Annotated in this window: 20 protein-coding genes; 11 read left to right on the forward strand and 9 right to left on the reverse strand. The window is 72.0% G+C overall.

From position 1 onward, the window contains the following. Nucleotides 1-152: 152 nt before the first annotated feature. A complete protein-coding gene (locus ACFVYF_RS04165; RefSeq protein WP_389450390.1) occupies nucleotides 153-1,796 on the forward strand; it encodes a M4 family metallopeptidase in 1,644 nt (547 codons plus the stop codon). A gap of 48 nt (nucleotides 1,797-1,844) precedes the next feature. On the opposite strand, the gene ACFVYF_RS04170 is transcribed toward ACFVYF_RS04165, so the two are convergent. Beyond that, entirely contained in the window at nucleotides 1,845-2,561 is a 717-nt protein-coding gene (locus ACFVYF_RS04170; RefSeq protein ID WP_389450393.1) for an NADPH-dependent FMN reductase, read from the reverse strand. Nucleotides 2,562-2,873: 312 nt separating this feature from the next. Here ACFVYF_RS04170 and ACFVYF_RS04175 point away from each other — a divergent pair, with 312 nt between their 5' ends. Both ACFVYF_RS04175 and ACFVYF_RS04180 read left to right on the forward strand, forming a co-directional pair. Continuing rightward, nucleotides 2,874-3,389, forward strand: a complete 516-nt coding sequence (locus tag ACFVYF_RS04175; RefSeq protein WP_389450396.1) for a hypothetical protein — start codon at nucleotides 2,874-2,876, stop codon at nucleotides 3,387-3,389. A gap of 276 nt (nucleotides 3,390-3,665) precedes the next feature. Continuing rightward, on the forward strand, nucleotides 3,666-4,292 hold the full coding sequence (locus tag ACFVYF_RS04180; protein ID WP_389450399.1) for a class F sortase: 627 nt from the start codon (nucleotides 3,666-3,668) through the stop codon (nucleotides 4,290-4,292). Nucleotides 4,293-4,335: 43 nt separating this feature from the next. Here ACFVYF_RS04180 and ACFVYF_RS04185 read toward each other — a convergent pair whose 3' ends face one another. Next, a complete protein-coding gene (locus tag ACFVYF_RS04185; RefSeq protein WP_389450402.1) occupies nucleotides 4,336-5,118 on the reverse strand; it encodes a sulfite exporter TauE/SafE family protein in 783 nt (260 codons plus the stop codon). Between the two features lie 225 nt (nucleotides 5,119-5,343). Between ACFVYF_RS04185 and ACFVYF_RS04190 the strand changes: the two genes are divergently transcribed. The 5 genes from ACFVYF_RS04190 to ACFVYF_RS04210 all read left to right on the forward strand — a co-directional run bounded on the left by ACFVYF_RS04190 (nucleotide 5,344) and on the right by ACFVYF_RS04210 (nucleotide 10,994). After that, nucleotides 5,344-6,573, forward strand: coding sequence for an NAD(P)/FAD-dependent oxidoreductase (locus tag ACFVYF_RS04190; protein ID WP_389450405.1), 1,230 nt, complete (start codon nucleotides 5,344-5,346; stop codon nucleotides 6,571-6,573). Continuing rightward, nucleotides 6,573-9,185: a nitrite reductase large subunit NirB gene (nirB, locus tag ACFVYF_RS04195; RefSeq protein ID WP_389450408.1), complete on the forward strand. Its 2,613-nt coding sequence runs from the start codon at nucleotides 6,573-6,575 to the stop codon at nucleotides 9,183-9,185. Before ACFVYF_RS04190 ends, nirB begins: the two co-directional genes overlap by 1 nt. Continuing rightward, the gene (gene nirD, locus ACFVYF_RS04200) at nucleotides 9,182-9,532 is read left to right on the forward strand and encodes a nitrite reductase small subunit NirD (protein ID WP_389450411.1); all 351 of its coding nucleotides are present in this window, start codon (nucleotides 9,182-9,184) and stop codon (nucleotides 9,530-9,532) included. The genes nirB and nirD overlap by 4 nt, the downstream gene beginning before the upstream one ends. Before the next feature lie 43 nt (nucleotides 9,533-9,575). Next, complete coding sequence (locus ACFVYF_RS04205; RefSeq protein ID WP_389450414.1) at nucleotides 9,576-10,160, forward strand: TetR/AcrR family transcriptional regulator; 585 nt, start codon at nucleotides 9,576-9,578, stop codon at nucleotides 10,158-10,160. 69 nt (nucleotides 10,161-10,229) lie between these two features. Further along, nucleotides 10,230-10,994 carry an SDR family NAD(P)-dependent oxidoreductase gene (locus tag ACFVYF_RS04210; RefSeq protein ID WP_389450417.1) on the forward strand — a complete coding sequence of 255 codons (765 nt, stop codon included), beginning with the start codon at nucleotides 10,230-10,232 and terminating at the stop codon, nucleotides 10,992-10,994. Between the two features lie 18 nt (nucleotides 10,995-11,012). Here ACFVYF_RS04210 and ACFVYF_RS04215 read toward each other — a convergent pair whose 3' ends face one another. From ACFVYF_RS04215 to ACFVYF_RS04240, 6 genes are all read right to left on the reverse strand, one after another. After that, nucleotides 11,013-11,858 carry a carbohydrate ABC transporter permease gene (locus ACFVYF_RS04215; protein ID WP_389450420.1) on the reverse strand — a complete coding sequence of 282 codons (846 nt, stop codon included), beginning with the start codon at nucleotides 11,856-11,858 and terminating at the stop codon, nucleotides 11,013-11,015. After that, nucleotides 11,858-12,724 carry a carbohydrate ABC transporter permease gene (locus ACFVYF_RS04220; protein WP_389450669.1) on the reverse strand — a complete coding sequence of 289 codons (867 nt, stop codon included), beginning with the start codon at nucleotides 12,722-12,724 and terminating at the stop codon, nucleotides 11,858-11,860. Before ACFVYF_RS04220 ends, ACFVYF_RS04215 begins: the two co-directional genes overlap by 1 nt. 113 nt (nucleotides 12,725-12,837) lie before the next feature. Next, the gene (locus ACFVYF_RS04225) at nucleotides 12,838-14,100 is read right to left on the reverse strand and encodes an ABC transporter substrate-binding protein (protein WP_389450423.1); all 1,263 of its coding nucleotides are present in this window, start codon (nucleotides 14,098-14,100) and stop codon (nucleotides 12,838-12,840) included. A gap of 188 nt (nucleotides 14,101-14,288) precedes the next feature. Then, entirely contained in the window at nucleotides 14,289-15,215 is a 927-nt protein-coding gene (locus tag ACFVYF_RS04230) for an oxidoreductase (protein ID WP_389450426.1), read from the reverse strand. A 285-nt stretch (nucleotides 15,216-15,500) separates the two neighbouring features. Beyond that, entirely contained in the window at nucleotides 15,501-18,251 is a 2,751-nt protein-coding gene (gene ppdK / locus ACFVYF_RS04235) for a pyruvate, phosphate dikinase (RefSeq protein WP_389450429.1), read from the reverse strand. Nucleotides 18,252-18,655: 404 nt separating this feature from the next. Then, the gene (locus ACFVYF_RS04240; protein ID WP_389450432.1) at nucleotides 18,656-19,891 is read right to left on the reverse strand and encodes an ROK family protein; all 1,236 of its coding nucleotides are present in this window, start codon (nucleotides 19,889-19,891) and stop codon (nucleotides 18,656-18,658) included. A 119-nt stretch (nucleotides 19,892-20,010) separates the two neighbouring features. Here ACFVYF_RS04240 and ACFVYF_RS04245 point away from each other — a divergent pair, with 119 nt between their 5' ends. From ACFVYF_RS04245 to ACFVYF_RS04255, 3 genes are all read left to right on the forward strand, one after another. After that, nucleotides 20,011-21,513 (forward strand): amylo-alpha-1,6-glucosidase, encoded by a 1,503-nt coding sequence (locus ACFVYF_RS04245; protein WP_389450435.1) that lies wholly within the window; start codon nucleotides 20,011-20,013, stop codon nucleotides 21,511-21,513. After that, entirely contained in the window at nucleotides 21,510-23,447 is a 1,938-nt protein-coding gene (locus ACFVYF_RS04250; RefSeq protein WP_389450437.1) for a glycogen debranching N-terminal domain-containing protein, read from the forward strand. Before ACFVYF_RS04245 ends, ACFVYF_RS04250 begins: the two co-directional genes overlap by 4 nt. A gap of 148 nt (nucleotides 23,448-23,595) precedes the next feature. Next, a complete protein-coding gene (locus ACFVYF_RS04255; protein ID WP_389450440.1) occupies nucleotides 23,596-24,051 on the forward strand; it encodes a spore-associated protein A in 456 nt (151 codons plus the stop codon). Between the two features lie 25 nt (nucleotides 24,052-24,076). On the opposite strand, the gene dusB is transcribed toward ACFVYF_RS04255, so the two are convergent. Further along, on the reverse strand, nucleotides 24,077-25,231 hold the full coding sequence (gene dusB, locus ACFVYF_RS04260; protein ID WP_389450443.1) for a tRNA dihydrouridine synthase DusB: 1,155 nt from the start codon (nucleotides 25,229-25,231) through the stop codon (nucleotides 24,077-24,079). Nucleotides 25,232-25,276 lie beyond the last annotated feature (45 nt).

Consider the following 25,276-nt stretch of genomic DNA (forward strand, 5'->3'; position numbering starts at 1 on the left):
TCCCGGTGCCTTCGCAGAAACGATTCTCGCCCCTCACACACCCACACACATCCGCCAGGTCGCGCTATGGACATGACATGTCATGGCCCCTTAAATCTGAGTCACCTTCAGCGCCTCCCCACGCGCCCCAAGGCGCCTTCCCAAGGAGACAGATGAGTCGGACACGGCACATCCGAGGTTCCCGTCTCGCCACCGCGGGCATAGCCGCGGCGGCCACCGGACTGGTGGCCGCCGCCCTCACCCCGGCCGCCGGCGCGGCCGACCGGCCCAGCCGCGCCACCGCGATCAGCAACGCGGCCTCCGCCCTGCTGGACGAGGCCGCGCGGCTCGGACTGACCTCCGCGCAGGGCACCAGCGTGCGGGACGTCGTCGTGGACGCCGACGGCGACCAGCATGTGCGCTACGACCGCACGTACCGCCAACTCCCCGTACTCGGCGGCGACTTCGTGGTCCACCTGGCACCGGACGGAACCTACCGCGGCGCCGACCGTGCCACGACCCGCAGCGTCTCCGTCGCCGACGTCAAGCCGGCGCTCTCCGCGCCGAAGGCCGCCGGCCTGGCCGCCGGCGCGCTGCGGGCCGCGAACGCGGGCGAGACGCTGAAGAAGGTGACGGCCAAACCCCAGCTGGTCGTCGACGCCCTGCACGGGGCGGCCCGGCTGGCCTGGCGGACCAACGCCGTGGGCCAGGACTCGCTGGGCAACCCGGTCGCCCGCACGGTGCTGACCGACGCCCGCACCGGCAGACAGATCGACGCGTGGGACAGCATCGAGACGGCGACGGGCGACGGGAAGTCGCTCTACGGCGGCACGGTCCCGCTGGAGTCCACGCTCTCCGGATCCACGTACCAGCTGAAGGACCCGACGCGCGGGAACACGTACACCGGCGACGCCGCGAACAAGACGGACCTGTGCATCCTGGGCATCTGCTTCAGCCGGGCGCCCGCGACGCTGTTCACCGACGCCGACAACCACTGGGGCACCGGGACGACGGCGGACCGGGCCACGGCGGCGGTCGACGCGCAGTACGGCACCAACACCACCTGGGACTACTACAAGAGCGTCCACGGTCGCAACGGCATCGCCGGGGACGGCAAGGGCTCGTACAACCGCGTGCACTACGGGAGCAACTACAACAACGCCTTCTGGGACGACAGTTGCTTCTGCATGACGTACGGCGACGGTGACGGGACGACGTTCGGGCCACTGGTCGCCCTCGACGTGGCCGGGCACGAGATGTCGCACGGCGTGACGTCCAAGACGGCGGCGCTCACCTACTCCGGGGAGTCCGGCGGACTCAACGAGGCGACCTCCGACGTCTTCGGGACCCTGGTGGAGTTCTACGCGGGCAGCGCCGCCGACCCCGGCGACTACCTCATCGGCGAGAAGATCGTCCGCCCCGGGTTCGGCAAGTCCGCGCTGCGCTACATGGACCAGCCCTCCAAGGACGGCAAGTCGGCGGACTGCTGGAGCTCTTCGGTCGGCAATCTGGACGTGCACTACTCGTCGGGCGTCGCGAACCACTTCGCGTACCTGCTCGCCGAGGGCAGCGGCGGCAAGGTCATCGGCGGGGTCCAGCACAACGGCACCACGTGCAACGGCGCGTCCCTGACGGGCATTGGCAAGGACAAGCTCGGCGCCATCTGGTACCGCGCCCTCACCGTCTACATGACGTCCTCGACGAACTACGCGGGCGCGCGCACGGCGACGCTGAACGCGGCGAAGGACCTCTACGGGGCGGGCAGTGCGGAGTACAACGCGGTCGCGGCCACCTGGTCGGCGGTGTCCGTGGGCTGAGCGCGGGGACCGAGGCCGGCCTCGCCTTCGAGGCCGGCCTCGGCGACTTCATCCCCCGTACGGGCGCCTCTCCTTGGCCTCCCGCAGGGACCTCGCCCACCAGACCAGCTGGTCGAGCATCAGCTTCGCCGCCGCGGTGGCCGGCGCGGGATCGCGGAGTGCACCCTCCTCGTCGAAGGCCGCGCTCGCGTGGTGGAAGGACACCGTGTCGCGGACCGTCACGGCGTGGAGTTCGGCGAAGACCTGGCGCAGGTGCTCACTGGCGCGCAGACCGCCGGCGAGGCCGCCGTAGGAGACGAGGGCGACCGGCTTGGCGCGCCATTCGGTGTAGTGCCAGTCGATGAGGTTCTTCAGGGCCGCGGGGAAGGAGTGGTTGTACTCGGGGGTGAGCACGACGAAGGCGTCCGCCGCGGCCAGCGCAGGTGTGACCCCGGCGAGCGCGGCGGCCGCCTCGGCCGAGGGCGAGTGGGTCAGGGCCGTGGGGAGGCGTACGTCGGCGACGTCCACGACCTCCGGTGCGAGATCGGTGCGCTCGCGCACCCTGGCGAGCAGCCACTCGGCGACGACGGGGCCGAACCGGCCCTCGCGGTTGCTGCCGATGACGACGGCGACCCGGACCGGCGCCTCCGGGGTCTCGACGGTGGCCGTGGCCGGAGCGGTGGCGGTCTCAGGGACGATCGTGTCCGGGGCCGCCGGAGCGGCCGTGGCGGGGGCGGTGGCGGGGGCGGTGGCGGGGGCGGTGGAATCAACGGTGGCGGTCTTCATGGACCCAGCCTGATACCTCAAGCTTCGTTGAGGTCAAGCGGGCCGGGCCGGACCCCGGTCACCCGTTCACACCCGCGCGCCGCGCCCTTCGGGTTCTTTTCGCCGAGGCATCGCCGCCACGCCGGTGACCTGCTGGAACGTCGCCGGACCGGCCCTCAGGGAGCACCTCCTGACACCCGTTCACATCATTTCTGACGCGTCATCAGGGAGCGGATGCGGCCGTGTGCCACTTACCTCGGAAGAGCAGGGGCGCGACCGACGCAGCGGCACATGGGGGTGCCGCGGGCCGTGCCCTCTCGGAGGAGCAACACCATGCGCACAACCCGTCTGCTGACCGGTACCGCGCTCGCCGTGGCCGCCGCGGGCCTCGCCGCCGCGCCCGCGTACGGCGGCGACACCGGCACGCTGGAGGTGTCCCCGTCCACCGTCGTCCCCGGCGCCGGCGTGACGGTGAGCACGGCGGCATGCGGCGCGGACGGCTCGGCCGCGGGAGACGCCAGCGCGGTGGGCGCGGGCACCTTCACGCTCGCCCCCGGCACGCACGGCAAGGAGGCGATCGGACAGTTCCGGGTGCCGCCGAGCGCGCAGCCGGGGACGTACGAGATCGTCGCGAAGTGTTCCGGCGGGCGGCGGGTCACGGGTGACCTGATGGTCACGCTGACCGCCACCACGGAGCAGACGCACCCACGCGGAAGTGTGAAGACGGGGGTCGGCGGCGCACTCGGCCCCGACCCCGTACAGACCACGGCGGGAGTGGCGGCCCTGGCCGTCGCCGCCGCGGGCGGTACCTGGCTCCTGCATCGCCGGGCGAGAGGCGACGGGATCTGACGGACACCCTCCGCTGTCCGTCCGCCGGTACCGCAGTCCCCTCCCCCTCCGGGTCCGACGCCCCTCGCGGCCCGGAGGGGGCGGGGGACCCAGTGGGCCCCGCAGGTGAGGGCCCCGGCCCCACAACAGGTGAGGCCCCGTGGGCTCGACCGGTGCGGGTCCCATGGCACCGGGCTCGACCGGTGCGGGCCCCATGGCACCGGACCCGACCGGTGCGGGCCCCATGGCACCGGACCCGACCGGTGCGGGCCCCATGGCACCAGAAAGGAGGCTCACGTGCGCAGGCTCAGCAACACCGCGATAGCTTCCGTCACGGTGGTCGCCCTCTGCTCCGGCGCGTGGCTGCTGCGCAGCGGCGCCGAGACGCACGCGCCGCCCCAGCCGTCGGCCGCGCAGGCCGCGTCCCCCGGTGCCGCCGCCGGCAGGGAGCAGGCCGCGCCCGCGCTGCCGCCCTCTCCGCCCGACCGCATCCGCATCCCCGCGATCAGGGTGAACGCGCCCCTGATGGGCCTGAACCTCACCCCGCAGGGCAGCCTGGACGTCCCGCCCGCGGCGAAGAAGAACCTCGCCGGCTGGTACCAGGCCGGCACCACCCCGGGGGAGACCGGCACCGCCGTCGTCGCCGGACACGTCGACAACGCCGAGGGCCCCGCCGTCTTCTACGACCTCGGCTCCCTGAAGAAGGGCAGCACCGTCGAGGTGCAGCGCCGGGACGGCTCCGTCGCCGTCTTCGCCGTGGACGCGGTCGAGGTGTACGACGCCCGGAACTTCCCGGACGAGAAGGTGTACGGCGCGGCCCGGCGCCCCGAACTGCGGGTCATCACGTGCGGTGGCGGCTACTCGAAGGCGACGGGCTACCAGGGCAACGTGGTGGTCTTCGCCCACCTCACGGGCAGCCGGTGACCACCCGCGTACGGCCCCTGCGGGCGTCGTCGGACCGCCGCGCCTACGCGATCCACTGCTGATACGCGAGGTTCGCGACCAGCGCGAAGACCACCGTCAGCAGCACCACCCGGACGAACCCGCTGCCCTTCTTGAGCGCGGTGTGCGCGCCGACCGTCCCGCCGACGAGGTTGAAGACCGCCATCAGCGCGGCCAGCTGCCAGAACACCGTGCCCTGCCAGGCGAAGGTCGCGAGCGCGCCCGCGTTGGTGCAGCAGTTGACGATCTTCGCGGTGGCGGAGGCGGTCACCAGGTCGAGGTGGAGGAGCGCGGTGAGGGCAAGCACCAGGAACGTGCCCGTGCCGGGGCCGATCAGCCCGTCGTAGAAGCCGATGCCCAGGCCCGCGATGCCGATCGCGGCGAGGACGCGGCGCGGCGGCACGGGCGCGGTCGACGGCGCCGTACCGAAGGCCGGCCGCATGATCACGAAGGCGCCGACGCCGAGCAGGACGACCATGACCACGGGCTTCAGCACCTCGGTGCTCATCCCGGCGGCGACGAACGCGCCCGCCGTGGACCCGGCGAGTGCCGCGAGCCCGATGCGTATGGCCGTGCCGACGTCCACGGGCGCCTTGCGCGCGTAGGTCACCGCGGCGCCGGTCGTCCCGACGATCGCCACCGCCTTGTTGGTGCCGAGTGCGTACGCGGCCGGGGTGCTGCCCGGCAGTCCGAGCAGCATCGCCGGCAGCAACAGCAGTCCGCCGCCGCCCACGACTGCGTCGATCCAGCCCGCCGCGAGGGAGGCGAGGCACAGCACGGCGACGACGGTCAGGGATATGTCGGGCATGATCATGACCCTAGGGACGGGTAGATGTGCAGTCCATGGATCCTGGGAACCTTGAGGGTCTTCTGAGGTTCGGCCCGCGGACCCCCGCCCCGCCCGTCCCGGCCCGCTCCGCCGGTCGTGGTCCCCGAACCCTCACACCCCGCCCCCGCCCCCGCTGAGGGCAGCGTTCCCCGCGGGAAACGGGAGGGATGCGGCCGGGAAACACCGGCACCGCACGCTGCGGTCATGACCTCGAATACGCGTGTGGTGGTGATCGGCGCCGGGCTCGCGGGCGCCCGGCTCGCCCGCCGGCTCGACGAGCTCGGCGTGTCCGCCGTGCTCATCGGCGAGGAGGAGCATCGCCCCTACAACCGCGTCCTGCTCGCCGAGGTCCTGGCCGGGCGGTACGCCCCCGAGGTGATCGCCCTCCCGGCCCCCGCCCGGCTCACCCGCGCCCGGGTGACCGCCATCGACCGCGCCGCACGCACCCTGCACTGCGCGGACGGCACGGCGACCGCGTACGACACGCTGGTCCTCGCCACCGGCTCGAACCCCGTACTGCCGCCCCTGCGCGGCCTGTTCACCCCCGACGGCCATGAACTCCCCGAAGGCGTCCACGCCTTCCGCACGATGGACGACTGTCTGGGGCTGTCGAAGGCCGTACGGCCGGGCTCGCGCGCCGTCGTCGTCGGCGGCGGTCTCCTCGGCGTCTCGGCCGCCCGCGCGCTGGCCGTGCGCGGCGCCCAGGTGGTCCTCGCCCAGCAGGGCGAGCGGCTCATGGAGCGCCAGCTCGACCCGTCCGCGTCCCGGCTGGTGCACCGGCACCTGACCGACCTCGGCGTGGAGGTGCACACGGAGAGCCGGGTCCGCGGTGTCCGCAGTGCCGGCGGGGCGGTCCGGGCGGTCGAGATGGCCGACGGATACGCCCTCGACACCGACCTGGTGGTCCTCGCCTGCGGGGTCCACCCACGGGTGGGGCTCGCCCAGGACGCGGGGCTCGCGGTCCACCAGGGCATCCTCGTCGACGACGAGCTGCGCACGTCCGACCCGCACATCCGCGCCATCGGCGACTGCGCCCAGCACGCGGGCACGGTCTACGGACTGGCCACGCCCGCCCTCGAACAGGCCGAGGTACTGGCCGAGTTGCTGGCCGGTGGCGCCGGCCGGGCCGACGCCCGTTACACCGGCACCCGCTCCCTGACCCGGCTCACTCTGACCGGCCAGGCCGCCCCCCTGGACCTGGCCGCGTTCGGCGAGCCCGACCCCCGCCCCGGCGACGACGTCATCCAGCTCGCCGACGCCACCCGCGGCACCTACCGCAAGGTCGTCGTCCGCGACGACCGGCTGGTCGGCGGGGTGCTCGTCGGCGAACTCGGCACCGTCGGCGCGCTCGCCCGCGCCTGGGAGCAGGCGGAGCCGCTCCCCATGGACGGCGCACCACCGCTCCATCTGCTCACCAACGACGGAGGCTCCTGATGACCGCCGCCCCGGGGTCCACCCCCACGATCGTGCTCGTCGGCCATGGCATGGTCGGCCAGCGCTTCCTCGAAGCGCTCGCCGAGCGCGGCCTGACCGCGACGCACCGCGTGGTCGTGCTGTGCGAGGAGCCCCGCCCCGCGTACGACCGGGTCCGTCTCACCTCGTACTTCTCGGGCCGCACACCCGACGAACTCTCGCTCACCGACCGGGAGTTCATCGACGGGCACGGGATCGAGCTGCACCTCGGCGACCCGGCCGAGGCCATCGACCGGACGGCCCGGACGGTGACCGCCCGCTCCGGTCTGGTGATCGCGTACGACACCCTCGTCCTGGCCACCGGCTCCTTCCCCTTCGTGCCTCCGGTGCCCGGCAAGGACGCCGAGGGCTGCTTCGTCTACCGCACGATCGAGGACCTGCTGGCCATCGAGGCGTACGCGAAGTCGAGGGCGACGACGGGCGCGGTGGTCGGCGGCGGTCTGCTCGGCCTCGAAGCGGCGGGCGCCCTGAAGGGGCTCGGACTGACCACGCACATCGTGGAGTTCGCGCCGCGTCTGATGCCCGTCCAGGTGGACGACGGCGGCGGTGCGGCGCTGCTGCGCACCATCGAGGAGATGGGCCTGAGCGTGCACACGGGCACGGGAACGCAGGAGATCGTCACCGGCGACGACGGCGCGGTGTCCGGCATGAAGCTGTCGGACGGGTCCGAACTCGCCGCCGATCTGGTGGTGTTCTCCGCCGGCGTACGGCCCCGGGACGGGCTGGCCCGTGACACCGGGCTCTCGGTCGGCGAGCGCGGCGGCATCACGGTCGACGAACAGTGCCGCACCTCGGACCCCTCGGTCTTCGCCATCGGCGAGTGCGCCCTCGCGTCCGACGGCCGGGTCTACGGCCTGGTCGCGCCCGGCTACGAGATGGCCGAGACGGCCGCCGCCACCATCGCCGCCGACGAGGCGAGCTTCACCGGCGCCGACCTGTCCACCAAGCTCAAGCTCCTCGGGGTCGACGTCGCGTCCTTCGGTGACGCGCACGGCACCACCGCGGACTGCCTCGACGTCGTGTACGCGGACTCCCGGTCGGGCACGTACAAGAAGCTGGTGATCGGCCGCGACGGAGAGCTGCTCGGCGGGATCCTGGTCGGCGACGCGGAGGCGTACGGCACGCTGCGCGCCCTCACCGGATCGGTGCCGCCCGTCGCGCCCGAACAGCTGGTGCTCCCGGCGGGCGCGGGCGCCCCGGTCGCCCTCGGCCCGTCCGCTCTGCCGGACACCGCGGTCATCTGTTCCTGCCACAACGTGACCAAGGGCGCGATCCGCGGCGCGGTGACCGAGCACTCCTGCACGACGGTGCCGGAGGTCAAGAAGTGCACCAGGGCCGGTACGGGCTGCGGGAGTTGCGTCAAGGTCCTCGGGCAGCTCGTCAACGAGGAACTCGCGGCGAGCGGCGTCGAGGTCGACCACGGCCTGTGCGGCTGCTTCGGGCAGACCCGCGAGGAGCTGTACGAGATCGCCCTCGCCCTGCGCATTCCCTCCCACCGCACCCTGCTGGACCGCTTCGGCCGGGAGAGCGCGCGGGGCGGTGACGGCTGCGAGATCTGCAAGCCCGCGGTCGGCTCGATCATCGCCTCGCTGGCCCCGGCGATCGGCGCCGAGGGTTACGTCCTGGCCGGCGAGCAGGCCGCGCTCCAGGACACCAACGACCACTTCCTCGCCAACCTCCAGAAGAACGGCTCGTACTCGATCGTGCCGCGCATCCCCGGCGGCGAGATCACCCCCGAGAAGCTCATCGTGATCGGGGAGGTGGCCCGGGACTTCGGGCTCTACACGAAGATCACGGGCGGTCAGCGCATCGACATGTTCGGCGCGCGGGTCGAGCAACTCCCGCTGATATGGGCGCGGTTGGTGGACGCCGGCTTCGAGTCGGGCCACGCCTACGGAAAGGCGCTGCGCACGGTGAAGTCGTGCGTGGGGCAGACCTGGTGTCGCTACGGCGTCCAGGACTCGGTCCGGATGGCGATCGACCTGGAGCTGCGCTACCGGGGACTCAGGTCCCCGCACAAGCTGAAGTCGGCGGTCTCCGGGTGCGCCCGCGAGTGCGCCGAGGCCCAGTCCAAGGACTTCGGGATCATCGCCACGGCGAACGGCTGGAACCTGTACGTCGGCGGGAACGGCGGCGCCACCCCGCGCCACGCGGACCTGCTCGCCCAGGACCTCTCGGACGCCGAACTGGTGCGTCTCATCGACCGGTTCCTGATGTTCTACATCCGCACGGCCGACCGGCTGGAGCGCACCTCGACCTGGCTGGAGCGGATCGAGGGCGGCCTCGACCACGTGCGCGACGTGGTCGTCCACGACTCGCTGGGCATCTGCGAGGAGCTGGAGGGCCTGATGAGGGCCCATGTGGCGGCCTATCGCGACGAGTGGGCCGAGACGATCAACGACCCGGAAAAGCTGGCCCGGTTCGTGTCCTTCGTGAACGCCCCGGACACCCCCGACCCGGTCGTGGGCTTCGTGCCCGAGCGCGACCAGATCAAGCCCGACCTGCCGCTGCTGACCATCGGCATGCGGCCCCTGGAACCCGCGGAAGCCCTGGAAGGAAGCGCCCAGCGATGACCCTCGCCCCCGAGACCACGACACTCGATGTGCACGTCCGGCTGGAGGAGGGCTGGCTCGCGGTCTGCGATCTGTCCCTGCTCACTCCGGGACGCGGGGTGGCCGCGCTGCTGCCCGACGGCCGGCAGGTCGCGCTCTTCCTGGACCGCGCGGGCCGGATGTACGGGATCGACAACCGCGATCCGTTCAGCGGCGCCGCCGTCCTCTCCCGCGGTCTGACCGGCACCCACCAGGGCCGCGCGTTCGTGGCCTCCCCGCTGCTCAAGCAGCGCTTCGACCTGGAGTCCGGGCAGTGCCTGGACGACGAGGCGGTGACGGTGCGGACGTACGAGGTGCGCGCCTCCTGACCATACTTGACCGAGCGTTCTCGAATGACCTACGGTTCCGACCATGGCCAGGACCAAGGAGTTCGACCCCGAAGCCGCGCTGCAGTCGGCCCTGGAGCTGTTCTGGCGGCGCGGCTACGAGGCGACGTCGATGGCGGACCTCGTCGAGCACCTCGGCATCGGGCGCGCCAGCATCTACGCGACGTTCGGCAACAAGCACGAGCTCTTCCTGAAGGCGCTGGACCGCTACAGCGAGAACCGCGACCCCGATCTGCTGCGCGAGCTCTCCCAGCCGGGGCCCGCCCTGCCCGCCGTCCGCACGCTGGTACGGCGTTTCGCCGCCGAGGCGGCCACTGAGGACCGGCGCCTGACCGGCTGCTTCGTCACGAACACCGCAGCCGAGCTGGCCCCGCACGACCCGGCCGCGGCCCGTCGGGTCGAGCACAGCTGGGACCACATCGAGACACTGCTGCACGCGGCCCTCGTCCGCGCGCAGGCCCAGGGCGAGCTGGCGGCCGGCCGTGATCCACACGCCCTCGCCCGCACGGTGCTCGTCCTGATGCAGGGACTGCGCGTGGTGGGCAAGGCCACCGCCGACCCGGCCCGCGTGCTGGACGCGGCGGAGCAGACCCTGACCCTGCTCGACTGAACCGCCCTTCCCGGGCGGGCGCTTTCGCATGCCCTCATAATGAACCGATCGGTCAAGAAAAGAGATCTCATGACGACCCGCTTCACCGGCCGGACCGCCCTCGTCACCGGCGCCGGCTCCGGCATCGGGCGCGCCACCGCCCTCGCGTTCGCCGCAGGGGGCGCGAACGTCGTCGTCGCCGGACGCACCGCCGCCCCGCTCGACGAGACCGTCGCGCTGATCGAGGAGCACGGCGGCAAGGCGCTCGCCGTGACCGCCGACGTGTCCCGCGCGGCCGACGCGCAAGCCCTGGTGCGGGCCGCCGTCGACCACTTCGGCTCGCTCGATGTGGCGGTCAACAACGCGGGCGTCTTCCGCGGCGGAGCGCCGCTCGCCGACCTCGCCGAGGACGACTGGCACACCCAGCTCGACATCAACGTCACCGGTGTGTTCCTCGCCCTGCGGGCGCAGATCCGCCGGATGCGGACACAGCCGGCCGGCGGCACGATCGTCAACATCGCCTCGAACATGGGCATGCACACCCGCCGCCCCGGAGTCGCCGCCTACGCCGCCTCGAAGGCCGCCGTCGCCGCGCTGACCCGCGCGGCCGCCCTGGACCACATCGCCGAAGGGGTCCGGATCAACGCCGTCAGTCCCGGCGCCACCGCCACCGCCATGTCGCTGCGGCCCGGCGAGAGCGAGGCCGAGCGCGGGGAGCGCGTCCGGCACCAACTGCCGCTCGGCCGGGTCTCGGCGACCGAGGAGGTGGCCGCCGCGGTGCTGTACCTGGCGTCCGACGACGCGGCCTCGGTCGTCGGCACGGACCTGGTGATCGACAGCGGCGGCTCCCTCTGAAAGGCGCCCTCCGGCCGGTCAGTCGTCGATCCCTGACCGCTCCACCCCCGCCACGATCCACCGCTGGAAGCAGAGGAACACCACCAGCAACGGCAGGATCGACACGGCCGCGGCGATGAACAGCTCGTGCAGCCGGATCACTTGGGACGTCGTGAAGGACGACAGCGCCACCTGCACCGTCCAGGCGTCGCGGTCCTGGCCGATGACCAGCGGCCACAGGAAGGAGTTCCAGGCACCGATGAAGACGATCGTGCCGACGGCCGCGAAGACGGGCCGGGCGTTCGGGACGACGATCCGCCAGTACGTACGCCAGTAGCCGAGTCCGTCGACCTGGGCCGCGTCCTCCAACTCCCGTGGGAAGCCGAGGAAGTACTGCCGGAAGACGAAGCAGGCGAAGGCGGAGAAGAGCGTCGGGACGATCAGCCCGCGCAGGGTGGAGATCCAGCCCAGCGAGGAGACCAGCACGAAGCTCGGTACGAAGGTGACGGCCGCCGGCACCATCAGGGTGCCGAGGAACGCGTAGAAGACCTTGTTCGCGTGCCGGTAGGGGATGCGGGCCAGCCCGTATCCCGCGAGTGAGGCGAGGACCAGCGTGCCGAGGGTGGTGGCGACCGCGATCAGCGCGGAGTTGAGCAGCGAGCGCGCGAAGGGCACGGACGTGTCGTCGAACAGCTCGCGCACGTTCGACCAGCGCAGCTCCGACGGGAAGAAGGTCCACTCCGGCGAGGTGATGTCCCGCTCGCTGGACAGCCCGTTGCGGACCAGGAGATAGAAGGGGATCAGGAACAGCAGGGCCAGCGCGATCAGCAGCACGAGCCGCAGCGCCCGCCCGGCCCGTACCGCCGCCTCGTCCTTCGTGCGCATCACTCCTCCCTCCTGCCGAGGCCGAACCACGTGGCCTGGCCGATCGTGACCACCGCGATGATCAGGGCGAGGATCACCGCGCCCGCACTGCCCAGGCCGAGGTTCTGCCCCTGCCCGAGGGCGGTGTAGTAGAGGTAGACGAGCGGCGGGCGGGCGTAGGGCGGGTAACCGCGGGAGTCCGAGAGCAGGTTGTAGAACTCGTCGAAGGCCTGGAAGGCGTTGATGACCAGGAGCAGGACGACGGCGACGGAGGTGGCGCGCAGCTGCGGCAGGGTGATGTGCCGCAGGACCTGCCAGCCGGGCCGGGCCCCGTCGACCGCCGCCGCCTCGTACAGCGTGGGGCTGATCCGCTGCAGCCCGGCGAGGAAGAGGATCATGTAGAAACCGGCCTGGAGCCAGAGCCGGACGGTCACGATGACCAGCCAGTACCAGGGCGGATCGGTCGTCGACAGCCACGCGGTCTGCTCGCCGCCGAACCAGCCGAGCACGGTGTTGGCCAGCCCGAACCGCACCCCGTTGAAGATCGACATCTTCCAGATGAGCGCCGCGACGACGTACGAGCAGGCCGCGGGCAGGAAGAAGACGGACCGGAAGAACGCCTGGGCGCGGCGCAGCCGGTTGACCATCAGCGCGAGGGCCAGCGAGAGCACGAAGGTCGCGGGCACGATGAAGGCGGTGAAGACCAGGAAGGTCCACAGGCTGTCGGTGAAGGCGTCGTCCGACAGCATCGCCGTGTAGTTGTCCAGGCCCACGAAGTCGGTCGGCGTGACCGTGTTGTGCGCGTCGAAGAAGCTGAGGCCGACGCTCCAGGCGAGCGGGACATAGGTGAAGAGGCCGAGGCCGACGGCGAAGGGACCGACGAAGATCCAGAACCAGAGCGTCCTGTTCCGTGCGCGCCGGACGGCGGTCCGCCGCGCCGCACCGGCCCGCTCCGCCGTTCCCGTCCGTCGCCCGGACGCTGCCTCCCGCGTGGCCGACGTCACGACTTCTTCTTCACCCGGTCGAGTTCGGCCGACACCTTCCGTACGACCTTCCTGAGTTCGCTCTCCGGGTTGGCGCCGTCCTTGATGATCCGGCTGAGGGCGTCCTGATAGGCGGTCTGGGCGGCGGGGGTCCACAGCAGGGGCTGGGCGTACCCGTGGTCGGTGGTGAAGCGGACGGCGTCCGCGGCGGCGCCCTCCTTCAGCTTGTCCGCCTTCTTGGCGAGGGAGATCCGGGCCGGGATGTGGAAGCCGTAGGAGAGGGCGAAGTCCTCCTGATAGTCGGCGCGTTCGACCCACAGCCACTTCACGAAGTCCTTGGCCTCCTCCCGGTGCCGGCCGCGCGCGCTGACGGCGGCTCCGTACGCGCCGACGGGCACCGAGGGCTGTCCCGCGGAGCCGTCCTTCGGGAAGGGCAGGACGCCGAAGTCGTCGCCGAGTTCCTTCTGGACCTGGGGCAGCGCCCACAGCCCCGACCACTGCATCGCGGTCAGTCCCTGGAGGAGGGCGGAGGGGTCGGACCAGTCGGTGGGCGCGCCGAGGAGGAGAGACTTGTCGGCGTAGAGCCGGTGGAGTTTGCCGAGTGCGGTGGCGGCCGCGGGGTCGTCGAAGCCGACCTTGCCGCCGTCGGTGACGAGCTGGAGTCCGGCCGCGTAGAGGGGCGTTCCGCCGAGGACGCCGGCACCGCCGTCATTGCCGAGGAAGAGACCCTTGACGCTCTTGGTGGTCAACGCCTTGGCCGCGTCGACGAGTTGGTCCAGGGTCTCGGGCGGCTCCACGCCCGCGTCCTTGAGCAGGCTCTTGCGGTAGTAGAGCAGCTGCATGTCGATGACCTGCGGGATGCCCCAGATCTTCCCGTCGTACGTCTTCGGCGCTAGCACCGCCGGGTTGAAGTCGTCCTTGACCCCGTCGAGCAGGCCGGTGAGGTCGACGACCTGCCCGCCCTGGATCTGGTCGAGGGTGGGGCCGTTCACCTCGAAGACGTCCGGGCCGGAGTCGGTGAGCAGCGCGGCGGCGGTCTGCTGGTCGTAGTTGCCGGGCCGCCACTGGACGGTGACATCGGCCTTCTCGTACGCGGCGGCGTACCGCTTCACGGCCTGTTCGGTGCCCGACTCGCCGTACTGGTGGTACCACTGCGACAGCTTCGGCCCGGACGAACTCCCGTCGTCCCGGCCGGTGTTGGACCCGCACGCGGTGAGCAGTCCGAGTCCCGCACCGGCTCCGGCGCCCGCCCTGAGGAGTCCCCTGCGGCTGATGGTCATGGTGTGCCCCCTGAATGACGTGGTCGTCGCACGGCCCAACGATCAACCATGCAGGTCGATTACGAAGGTGATGTTGCGACGGCATGTCACGGCACGCAAGCGGGCCCATGGCCTCTCTCCGCGGTCACCGGGTCGGCAGGGGGCGGTTCGGGCGAGCTGGAGGGCGCCGCGGGGAGGCTCCGGCCCCGTCACACCTTGAGCGCGTCGTACGGCACGCCGGTCAGCCGCTCGGACGCGGCCCACAGCCGCTCACCGGCCCGGTCGTCGCGCGTCCAGGGGGCGCGCCGGGACTTGCCGGGCGCGCCGCGCCACATCGCGAACGACGGCCCGACGAAGCAGTCCGGGCGGACGCCGTGCGCGGTGGCCGCGTACAGCGAGGGCAGCGCTCCGGCGTCGGCGCTCTGCCCGAGGATCCGGGTGCCGATCTCCATGACCCGCTCGGCCCCCTTGCGGCCTTCCAGCTTCGGCCCGGCGGTCTGCAGGTTGGTGGAGGCGTAGCCGGGGTGCGCGGCGGCCGCCACGACGTCGGACCCCGCGGCGGCCAGCCGCCGGGCGAGTTCGTGGGTGAAGAGGAGGTTGGCGGTCTTGGAGCGGGCGTAGACGGTCCAACGCCGGTAGGAGCGCTCGCTGTTGAGATCATCGAGGTCGATGTTGGACAGCACGTGCATCATGCTCGACACGGTCACGACGCGGGCGCCGGGCGTGGCCAGCAGGGCGGGCAGGAGCAGCCCGGTGAGCGCGAAGTGCCCGAGGTGGTTGACGCCGAACTGGGTCTCGAACCCGTCGGCGGTACGGCCCAGGGGCAGCGCCATGACACCGGCGTTGTTCACGAGGAGATCGAGCCGCTCGTAGGGGTACGCGGCCGCGAACTCCCGTACGGAAGCCAGGTCCCCGAGATCCAGCCGTACGAACTCCACGTCCGCGCCCGGTACGTCGGCCACGAGCCGGTCGCCCGCCTCGGCCCCGCGTGCCGCGCTGCGGCAGGCGAGCAGCACCCGGGCGCCCCGGCGGGCCAGCTCCCGGGCCGTGACGTATCCGAGGCCGCTGTTGGCCCCCGTGACGACGGCGATGCGGCCGCTCTGGTCGGGGATGTCGCTCGCGTTCCAGCCCGTCATGGCCGAACTCCCTCTCGGTGTCCCGGCGTGGGTGTGCCCGGTGGCCCCAGCGTATGCCGCGCGGCGCCCCCGGCCGCCGTATGCGGGACGGGCACGCGCCGGCCGTACGCGGGACAGGCACGCACCGGCCGTACGCGCGACGGGCACCCGCCCCGCCCGTGTGCGGGACGGGCACGCGCCGAAGGGGCGGCACCCCCGCACAGGGTGCCGCCCCTTCGTCTTGCGCGCCGGAGCCACGGCCGCGTCGGTGAGGGTCAGGATGACCGGCGGCGGCTCCGGAGACCGTTACCGGTGGTCGCTGCCCTGCGACTGCGAGGCCGCCCGGCCCGCTTCGAGACGGGCCACCGGGATCCGGAAGGGCGAGCAGGACACGTAGTCCAGTCCCACCTCGTGGAAGAAGTGGACCGACTCCGGGTCGCCGCCGTGCTCGCCGCAGACGCCGAGCTTCAGGTCGGGCCGGGTCTCGCGGCCGGCGATCGCGGCGTCCCGGACGAGCTTGCCGACGCCCTCCTTGTCGATGGTCTCGAAGGGGGAGACCCCGAAGATGCCCTTCTCCAGGTACGCGGTGAAGAAGCTGGCCTCCACGTCGTCGCGGGAGAAGCCCCAGACCGTCTGCGTGAGGTCGTTCGTGCCGAAGGAGAAGAACTCCGCGGCCTCGGCGATCTGGCCGGCGGTCAGCGCGGCCCGCGGCAGCTCGATCATCGTGCCGATGGCGAGCTTCAGTTCGGTGCCGGTGGCCTCCTGGACCTCGGCGATGACCTGGTCGGCCTCGTCGCGCACGATCTCCAGCTCCTGGACCGTGCCGACCAGCGGGATCATGACCTCCGCCCGCGGGTCGCCCTTCGCCGCCTTGCGCTCGGCGACGGCCTCCGCGATCGCCCGCACCTGCATGGTGAACAGGCCGGGGATGACCAGGCCGAGACGGACACCGCGCAGGCCCAGCATCGGGTTCTGCTCGTGCAGCCGGTGCACCGCCTGGAGCAGCCGCAGGTCGTTCTCGTTGGAGTCCTTGCGGGACTCGGCGAGCGCGACGCGCACCGACAGCTCGGTGATGTCGGGCAGGAACTCGTGCAGCGGCGGGTCGAGCAGGCGGACCGTCACCGGCAGCCCGTCCATCGCCTCGAGGAGCTCCACGAAGTCCTGCTTCTGCAGCGGCAGGAGCTCCTTCAGGGACTCCTCGCGCTCGGCCTCGGTGTCCGCCAGGATCAGCCGCTCCACCAGCTCGCGCCGGTCGCCGAGGAACATGTGCTCGGTGCGGCACAGGCCGATGCCCTGGGCGCCGAAACGGCGGGCGCGCAGCGCGTCCTCGGCGTTGTCCGCGTTGGCCCGCACCCGCAGCCGGCGCTTGCGGTCGGCGAACGCCATGATCCGGTGCACGGCCTCGACCAGCTCGTCGGCGTCGTCGGCGCCGGCGTGCATCCGGCCCTCGAAGTACTCGACGACCGGGGAGGGCACCACCGGGACCTCGCCCAGGTACACCTTGCCGCTGGAGCCGTCGATGGAGACGACGTCGCCCTCCTCGACGACCACACCGCCCGGCGCGGTCATCCGGCGCCGCTTGGTGTCGACCTCGAGCTCCTCGGCGCCGCAGACACAGGTCTTGCCCATGCCGCGCGCGACCACGGCCGCGTGGGAGGTCTTGCCGCCGCGGGAGGTCAGGATGCCCTCGGCCGCGATCATGCCGTCGAGGTCGTCGGGGTTGGTCTCCCGGCGGATCAGAATGACCTTCTCGCCCGAACGCGACCACTTGATCGCGGTGTACGAGTCGAAGACCGCCTTGCCGACCGCGGCGCCGGGCGAGGCGGCGATGCCCCGGCCGAGCTGCTCGACCTTCGCCTGGTCGTCGAAGCGCGGGAACATCAGTTGCGCGAGCTGCGCGCCGGTGACGCGCTGGAGCGCCTCGGCCTCGTCGATCAGGCCCTGGTCCACCAGCTGCGTGGCGATACGGAAGGCGGCTCCGGCCGTCCGCTTGCCGACGCGGGTCTGGAGCATCCACAACTGGCCGCGCTCGATGGTGAACTCGATGTCGCAGAGGTCCTTGTAGTGGTTCTCCAGCGTCGCCATGATCTGCATCAGCTGGTCGTACGACGTCTTGTCGATCTGCTCCAGCTCGGCGAGCGGGACCGTGTTGCGGATGCCCGCGACGACGTCCTCGCCCTGCGCGTTCTGCAAGTAGTCGCCGTAGACGCCCTGGTGACCCGAGGCGGGGTCGCGGGTGAAGGCGACGCCGGTGCCGGAGTCGGGGCCGAGGTTGCCGAAGACCATGGAACAGACGTTGACGGCCGTGCCGAGGTCGTGCGGGATGCGCTCCTGACGGCGGTAGAGCTTGGCCCGGTCGGTGTTCCAGGAGTCGAAGACCGCGTGGATGGCGAGGTCCATCTGCTCGCGCGGCTGCTGCGGGAAGTCCCGCCCGGCCTCGGTCTTGACGATCTTCTTGAACTTGGTGACGAGCTTCTTGAGGTCCGCCGCTTCGAGGTCCGTGTCGACCGTGACCTTCTTCGCCGCCTTGGCCGCCTCCAGCGCTTCCTCGAAGAGGTCGCCGTCGACGCCGAGGACCGTCTTGCCGAACATCTGGATGAGACGGCGGTACGAGTCCCACGCGAAGCGCTCGTCGCCGGCCTGCTGGGCCAGGCCCTGCACCGACTTGTCGGAGAGCCCGATGTTCAGGACGGTGTCCATCATGCCCGGCATGGAGAACTTCGCACCCGAACGGACGGATACCAGAAGGGGGTTGTCGGCCTGTCCGAGCTTCTTGCCCATCGTCTGCTCGAGGGCGTCGAGATGGGCCGTCACCTCGTCACGCAGTGCCGCGGGCTCGTCGCCGCTGTCGAGGTAGGTCTTGCAGGCCTCGGTGGTGATGGTGAAGCCCGGAGGCACGGGAAGGCCCAGGTTGGTCATCTCGGCGAGGTTCGCGCCCTTGCCGCCGAGGAGGTCCTTGAGGTCCTTGTTGCCCTCGGTGAAGTCGTAGACGAACTTCACGTCCTCACCGCCACTGTCGCCGTTCTCAGCTACGTGGGGATCTTTGTTTTCCGACACGAGTCTCGACTCCTCGACGTCGCGGTGGCTGCCCTGACGTCGGGGAACATACCCAGATCGAAGGCATCTGGGTACGTCCACTTGCGCGTCATGCGCCTGTAACCACCCGTCCGCCAGCAGATCGAAAGTCAAAGGTTGGCAAGCCAAGTTGAGCTGATGTTTTCACTTCTTGAATGAATCAACACCCGTAGATCGCGATAAGCGCTCTTCTGAGCGGCACTCGGCGCGCCTGAGTTCATTCGGTGAACGATCAAGGGGTGGCACTGAGTGCCACCCCTTAGGGAAGTGCAACCGCTGATGAATCGCTCATCTGAGCGCCACCCCTATCAGAGTGGCGAGAATCACGCCCGTCGAGCGACCGGATTTCACCATGCGGACCGCCTCGTGGACACGTCACACGGACGTCATACGCCGAGCGCGGCGAGCCGCTGCTCCACCCGCTCCGGCGCGTACAGATGCTCCACGACCAGCGCCCCGGCGCCGACCAGCCCGGCCCGCTCCCCGAGCCGCGCGGTCACCACGTCCAGATGAGCGGTGGAGCGGGGCAGCGCCCGCTGGTAGAGCAGCTCGCGGACGCCGGTGAGGAAGTGGGTTCCGGCCAAATCCCCGGCGATCATCAGGACGCCGGGATTGAGCAGGGTCACCACGGTCGCGAGCACGTCACCGACATGCCGGCCGGCCTCGCGTGCGAGCGCGACGGCCTCCGGGTGACCGGCCGCCAGCAGCGCGCGCACGTCCGAGCCCGAGGCGGCGGACACCCCGGCCTCGGCCAGCCGCCGCGCCACCGCGCCACCGCTCGCGACGGCGGCCAGACAGCCGTACGAGCCGCACTTGCACAGCGCGTCGGCGCCGCCCGGCACGCGGATGTGCCCGATGTCCCCGGCGCCCCCGTCGATGCCCCGGTAGACGGAGCCGCCGACCACGACTCCGGCGCCGATTCCGGTGGAGACCTTGACCAGGGCGAACGCCGAGCAGTCCGGATATCCGGTGCGCTGTTCGCCGTACGCCATCAGGTTGGCGTCGTTGTCGACGAGGACCGGCACGGGGGCGCCCGCGTCGGTGCCCGCGTGCTCGGCGAAGGCGCGGCCGAGGCGGCCTCTTATGTCGTAGCCGTCCCAGCCCGGCATGATCGGCGGCTGTACGACCCGGCCGCTGTCGGTGTCCACGGGTCCCGGGACCGCGAGCCCGATCCCGCACACCGCGCCGGCGCTGCGCCCCGACTTCTGCACCAGCTCGGCCAGCCACCGGCCGAGTTCGCCGAGCACCGCTTCCGGCCCGTCGTCGATGACGAGAACACCCATGCGCTCGGCCAGGATCTCGCCGGTCAGGGTGAGGACGGCCGCGCGCGCGTGCCGGGTGTCGAGGTCCGCGGCGAGGACGACGGCGTGGGCGTCGTCGAATTCGAGCGTGATGGACGGCCGGCCGCCGAGCGGCGAGTCCACCGGGCCGCCCGCGCCCTCGCGCAGCCAGCCCGCGCGGAACAGCCGGTCGAGGCGCTGCCCGACGGTCGCCCGGGACAGACCGGTGGCCTGTTGCAGCGCGCCGCGCGTCGTGGCCCGGCCGCTGCGCACGAGTTCGAGCAGTTCTCCGGCGCTTGCCTGGTTCCCGGCCCTCATGGCCTTCGCCGCCCTTCCTGTCATGCCCACCCTCTTGCGTTCACCAACTCTGCATTACATATTGAGTTTTGCGTGTTAAATAGACGTAACCCTACGGTAGCTAGTGCCGAACTGGTCGGCAGGATGTATTCGGGGAGACCTGAGTGGACCGCACAACCCAGCTCACCGCCCGTCGCACGGGAATCACCACCCCCGTGCGCACCTCGGGACCGCCTCCCGCGGCCGGTCCCGGCGAGATCGTTTCGTCCGCGACGGTCGTATACGATCCGGCCGACCTGTCCGGTTCGCTGCACCTCAGGGCGGCCCGGGTGCTGAACGGGAACTGGACCGGGGCGTCCACCGTGCCCTCGCGCGGCCTGTATCCGCACCAGTGGTCCTGGGACTCGGCCTTCATCGCGATCGGCCTGCGCCATCTGTCCCCCTTACGGGCCCAGACGGAACTGGAGACGCTGCTGACCGCCCAGTGGGCGGACGGGCGGATCCCGCACATCGTCTTCAACCCCTCCGTGCCGCTGGACGCGTACTTCCCGAGCCCGGACTTCTGGCGCTCCTCGACCGCGGGGCGCGCCGCGGGCGCCCCGCGCACCGTACAGACGTCGGGCATCGTGCAGCCACCGGTGCACGCGCTCGCCGCCTGGCTGGTGCACTGCGCCGACCCGGGCCTGTCGCGGGCCCGCGGCTTCCTCCCCCGGGTCTATCCGCGGCTCGCGGCCTGGCACCGCTACCTCCTGCACCGCCGGGACCTGGGCGGCGGCGGCCTCGCCTCCGTGGTGCACCCCTGGGAGCAGGGCATGGACAACAGCCCCTGCTGGGACGCGCCGCTGAGCCGGGTCACGCCGGCCGCGCCCCGCTCCTTCCGCCGGGCGGACCTCGACCACGGGGCTGCCGAGGACCGCCCGACGGATCTCGACTACGGACGGTATGTGCGGCTGGCCGCCGACTACCGCGACCGCGGGTACGCGGACGGGGTGGGCGAGTTCGCGGTCGAGGACCCGGCGTTCAACGCCCTGCTGATCGCCTCGGAGCACGCCCTGGCCCGGATCGCGCGCGAGCTGGGCGCGACCGGGACGGCCCGGCACACCCGCGCGGAGCGGCTGACCGGGGCCCTGGTGGAGCGGCTGTGGGACCCGGCGCGGTCCATGTTCTTCTGCCGGGACGTGCATGGGGAGCTGATCCCCGAGCGCGGGGTCGCCGGCCTGGTGCCGCTGATCCTGCCCGCACTCCCCCGCGAGGTCGCCGCGGCGCTCGTGCGCACCGTCCACGGCCCGCACTTCGGCCTCGGCTCGGCCGCCCGGCTGGTGCCGAGCTACGACCTCACCGGCGAGGCGTTCGACCCGCACCGGTACTGGCGCGGGCCGGCCTGGTTCAACACCAACTGGCTGCTGGAGCGCGGACTGCGGCTGCACGGGGAGCACGGCCGGGCGGACACGCTGCGGACCGCGCTGCTCGACACGGCCGGCGAGTCCGGATTCGCCGAGTACGTGGATCCGTACACCGGCGAGGGCTGTGGGGCGCTCGGCTTCAGCTGGACGGCCGCGGTCACGCTCGATCTGCTTCACGAGCCCCCGGGACACGGCGTGGCCGACGTGTCCTCGACGGGGTCCGGCACGTTCGACATGGGTGACAAGGGAGGGGACCGGCGATGACGGACCGGCATCATCTGCTCGTGCGCGGGGGGACGTTCGCCGCCGTGGGCGACGGCGGGGACATCAGCGGGGTGCGCGGACAGGGCGCTCCGGACGGCCTGTTCGTGCGGGACGCACGGCACTTGAGCCGCTGGCAGCTGACCGTCGACGGCGCGGTGCCCGAGGCGCTCACCCCGGTCGCGGACGGGGACACGGCACGCTGTGTGCTGGTGCCGCGCGGCGGACGCCAGGAGCCGCCGGCGTACACGCTGTTCCGGGAACAGGCCGTCGCCGAGGGCGCGTTCGTGGAGGCGCTGCGCGTCACCAGCAACCGCTCCACGCCCACCACGGTCCGGATCGCGGTCACCGCCGACGCCGACTTCACGGACCAGTTCGAGCTGCGCTCCGACCACCGCACCTACACCAAGACCGGTGCCGTGCGCTCCCGCCAAGTCCTCGACGACGGCGTGGAGTTCAGCTACCAGCGCGGTGAGTGGCGGTCCTGTACGACGGTCACGTCCGAGCCCGCGCCGGACGGCGTCGAGGAGACGGGCACGGGCGCCCGCCGCCTCGTGTGGGCCCTCGACCTCGAACCGCACGGTTCGGCGGAGCTGTCGCTGCGGGTCGCGGCGCGTCCGCACGGCGCGAGCCGGCAGCCGCGCGTGCCGCGCTCCCCCGCCGCAGCCAACGAGCAACTCCTTGCACTGGAAGGACAGTTCGCGGAGGGCGTGCCCTTCCCCACAGGCTGGCCCGAGCTCGCCGCGGCCTGCGCGCGGGGACTGTCCGACCTGGCGGTCCTCCAGGTCCCGGCCGACGGCCCGGACGGCGAGGAGCTGCTCGTCCCCGCCGCCGGCGCCCCCTGGTTCCTCACCCTGCTCGGCCGCGACGCCCTGCTCACCTCGCTCTTCGCGCTCCCCTACCGGCCGCAGCTCGCCGCCGCCACGCTGCCCGCGCTCGCCGCCACCCAGGCGACCGAGACGGGTACGGGACCGGTCGCCCAGCCCGGCAAGATCGTGCACGAGGTGCGGTACGGCGAGCTGGCGCACTTCGGCCAGGTGCCGTTCGGCCGCTACTACGGCTCGGTGGACGCCACGCCGCTGTTCCTCGTCCTGCTCGGCGCCTATGTCGAGCAGACCGGTGACGTCGAGCCGGCCCGGCGTCTGGAGTCGCACGCCCGGGCGGCCATCGGCTGGATGCTGGACCACGGCGGGCTGACCTCCCGCGGCTATCTCGTCTACCGCGCGGACGAGGGCGGCCTCGCCAACCAGAACTGGAAGGACTCCCCCGGCGCCATCTGCTCGGCCGACGGCAGCCGGGCCACCGGGCCGGTGATGGCGGCCGGCGCGCAGGGGTACGCGTACGACGCGCTGCGCCGCACCGCCCACCTCGCGCGGACCGTCTGGGACGACGAGGTCTACGCGGCCTTGCTGGAGCAGGCGGCGGGCGATCTGCGCGACCGCTTCCAGCGGGACTTCTGGATGGCGGAGCACTCCTTCCCGGCGCTGGCGCTGGACGGCGACGGCCGCCATGTCGACGCCCTCGCCTCCGACGCGGGCCATCTGCTCTGGTCGGGGCTCCTGGACAAGGAGTACGGCGAACTGGTCGGCCGCCGGCTCCTGGAACCGGACTTCTTCTCCGGCTGGGGCGTACGCACCCTCGCCGCCGGACAGGCCGCGTACCACCCGCTGTCGTACCACCGGGGCTCGGTCTGGCCCCACGACAACGCGCTGATCACGCTCGGCCTGGCCCGCTACGGCCTGCACGACGAGGCGCGCACGGTCGCCCACGCCCTGGTCGACGCGGCCACCGCGGCCGGCCACCGCCTCCCGGAGGTCCTCGCGGGCTACGGCCGTGACACCCACGCCGAGCCGGTGCCCTACCCGCACGCGTGCGTCAGGGAGGCCCGCTCGGCGGCCGCCCCGCTGGCCCTGCTCACCGCGGTGGGAGGCGCCTGAGCAGGCTGCGCCGCATGTCCCGACGCCGGTGACGGAGCGGTGACACAGCGGTGACACACGAGCCCACAACCAACCCCCGGGTCGCCTGGTCTCACCACACGTAAGCAACAGGCACCAGTTGACCGACCACCGACCACGGGGGAACACCATGAACACTTCTCGTCGCACCATCACGGCCGCCGCGCTGGCCGTCGCCGCTCTCGGCACCACCGCCGTCATCGCCGGCCCGGCCGCCGCGGCACCCCGCACGACCGCGGTCGCCGCGGCCGACGCCACCGCGCAGGCGGCCTACAACGGCGTCTGCGGCGCCGGTTACACCGTCATCGACTCCACGCCGGTCCCCGACAAGGGCACGGTCTACGTCACCTACAGCAAGGCGACCGGCAAGAACTGTGCGGTCTCGATCCGCACCAACCCGGGCACGCCGGTGTGGATGGCCGTCACGCTGAACATCGACGCCGGTCGCGGCGCCCCGAGCGTGACGGACAGCGGCTCGTACTCGACGTATGCCGGGCCCGTCTACCTGGACGCGAAGGGCCAGTGCATCCAGTGGACGACCGCCATCGACGGCGTCCTCGCGAACGGTCACGGCCACTGCGGCTGAGCCGTCACCCGGGCCCGTCCGGCGGTCAGCCGCCGGACGTGTCCAGTTCGGCGTCCTCCGTGATGCCCGCGCAGTCGTACGGGTCCTTCAGCCAGCCGTCCGGCAGGACGACCCTGTTGTTGCCCGAGGTGCGGCCGCGGGGCCCGTCGGCGCCGGCGGGCCAGGGCTGGTCGAGGTTCAACTCGTCCAGCCCGTCCCGCAGTTCGGCCAGCGACGAGGTGATCGCGAGACGCCTGCGCAGCTCGGAGCCGACCGCGAAGCCCTTCAGGTACCAGGCCACGTGCTTGCGGAAGTCGATGACCCCGCGCGCCTCGTCGCCGATCCATTCGCCGAGCAGGGTCGCGTGCCGGACCATGACCGAGGCGACCTCGCGCAGGGCCGGGCGGGCGTAGTCCCCGGGGCGGCCCTCGAAGGCGGCCACCAGGTCGGCGAACAGCCAGGGGCGGCCGAGGCAGCCGCGGCCGACCACCACTCCGTCGCAGCCCGTCTCCCGCACCATCCGCACGGCGTCCTCGGCCGACCAGATGTCGCCGTTGCCGAGAACCGGGATCTCGGGCACATGCTCCTTCAGCCGCGCGATGGCGTCCCAGTCCGCCGTGCCGCCGTAGTGCTGCGCTGCGGTGCGGCCGTGCAGCGCGATGGCCGTCACGCCCTCCTCGACGGCGATCCGCCCGGCGTCCAGATACGTGATGTGGTCGTCGTCGATGCCCTTGCGCATCTTCATGGTGACGGGCAGATCACCGGCCCCGCCGACGGCCTCCCGCAGGATCGCCCGCAGCAGGTTCCGCTTGTACGGCAGCGCCGAGCCGCCGCCCTTGCGGGTCACCTTGGGCACCGGGCAGCCGAAGTTGAGGTCGATGTGGTCGGCGAGGTCCTCTTCCGCGATCATGCGGACGGCCTTGCCGACGGTCGCCGGGTCCACGCCGTAGAGCTGGATCGAGCGCGGCTGCTCGCTCGCGTCGAAGCGGACCAGCTGCATGGTCTTCTCGTTGCGCTCGACCAGCGCCCGTGTGGTGATCATCTCGCTGACGAACAGGCCCTTGCCGCCGGAGAACTCCCGGCAGAGCGTACGGAAGGGCGCGTTCGTGATCCCGGCCATGGGCGCGAGGACGACGGGCGGCTGCACCGTGTGGGGGCCGATCGACAGCGGGGACGCGGGGGCGAGGGTGGGCGCGGACATTCCCCCATTGTCGCGTACGGCGGACGGTGCTCGTGCGGGCCCCGG

The organism is Streptomyces sp. NPDC058274 (genome assembly GCF_042881375.1).
GTDB lineage: Bacteria > Actinomycetota > Actinomycetes > Streptomycetales > Streptomycetaceae > Streptomyces.

Bases quoted from the DNA above. Each gene is read 5' to 3' on its own strand.
- ACFVYF_RS04255 (WP_389450440.1), top strand. From the start codon at position 23,596: ATGAACACTTCTCGTCGCACCATCACGGCCGCCGCGCTGGCCGTCGCC.
- nirD (WP_389450411.1), top strand. From the start codon at position 9,182: ATGACCCTCGCCCCCGAGACCACGACACTCGATGTGCACGTCCGGCTG.
- ACFVYF_RS04240 (WP_389450432.1), bottom strand. From the start codon at position 19,891: ATGACAGGAAGGGCGGCGAAGGCCATGAGGGCCGGGAACCAGGCAAGC.
- ACFVYF_RS04225 (WP_389450423.1), bottom strand. From the start codon at position 14,100: ATGACCATCAGCCGCAGGGGACTCCTCAGGGCGGGCGCCGGAGCCGGT.
- ACFVYF_RS04185 (WP_389450402.1), bottom strand. From the start codon at position 5,118: ATGCCCGACATATCCCTGACCGTCGTCGCCGTGCTGTGCCTCGCCTCC.
- ACFVYF_RS04170 (WP_389450393.1), bottom strand. From the start codon at position 2,561: ATGAAGACCGCCACCGTTGATTCCACCGCCCCCGCCACCGCCCCCGCC.
- ACFVYF_RS04205 (WP_389450414.1), top strand. From the start codon at position 9,576: ATGGCCAGGACCAAGGAGTTCGACCCCGAAGCCGCGCTGCAGTCGGCC.
- ACFVYF_RS04230 (WP_389450426.1), bottom strand. From the start codon at position 15,215: ATGACGGGCTGGAACGCGAGCGACATCCCCGACCAGAGCGGCCGCATC.
- ACFVYF_RS04165 (WP_389450390.1), top strand. From the start codon at position 153: ATGAGTCGGACACGGCACATCCGAGGTTCCCGTCTCGCCACCGCGGGC.
- ACFVYF_RS04215 (WP_389450420.1), bottom strand. From the start codon at position 11,858: ATGCGCACGAAGGACGAGGCGGCGGTACGGGCCGGGCGGGCGCTGCGG.
- dusB (WP_389450443.1), bottom strand. From the start codon at position 25,231: ATGTCCGCGCCCACCCTCGCCCCCGCGTCCCCGCTGTCGATCGGCCCC.
- ACFVYF_RS04175 (WP_389450396.1), top strand. From the start codon at position 2,874: ATGCGCACAACCCGTCTGCTGACCGGTACCGCGCTCGCCGTGGCCGCC.
- ACFVYF_RS04190 (WP_389450405.1), top strand. From the start codon at position 5,344: ATGACCTCGAATACGCGTGTGGTGGTGATCGGCGCCGGGCTCGCGGGC.
- ACFVYF_RS04250 (WP_389450437.1), top strand. From the start codon at position 21,510: ATGACGGACCGGCATCATCTGCTCGTGCGCGGGGGGACGTTCGCCGCC.
- ACFVYF_RS04210 (WP_389450417.1), top strand. From the start codon at position 10,230: ATGACGACCCGCTTCACCGGCCGGACCGCCCTCGTCACCGGCGCCGGC.
- nirB (WP_389450408.1), top strand. From the start codon at position 6,573: ATGACCGCCGCCCCGGGGTCCACCCCCACGATCGTGCTCGTCGGCCAT.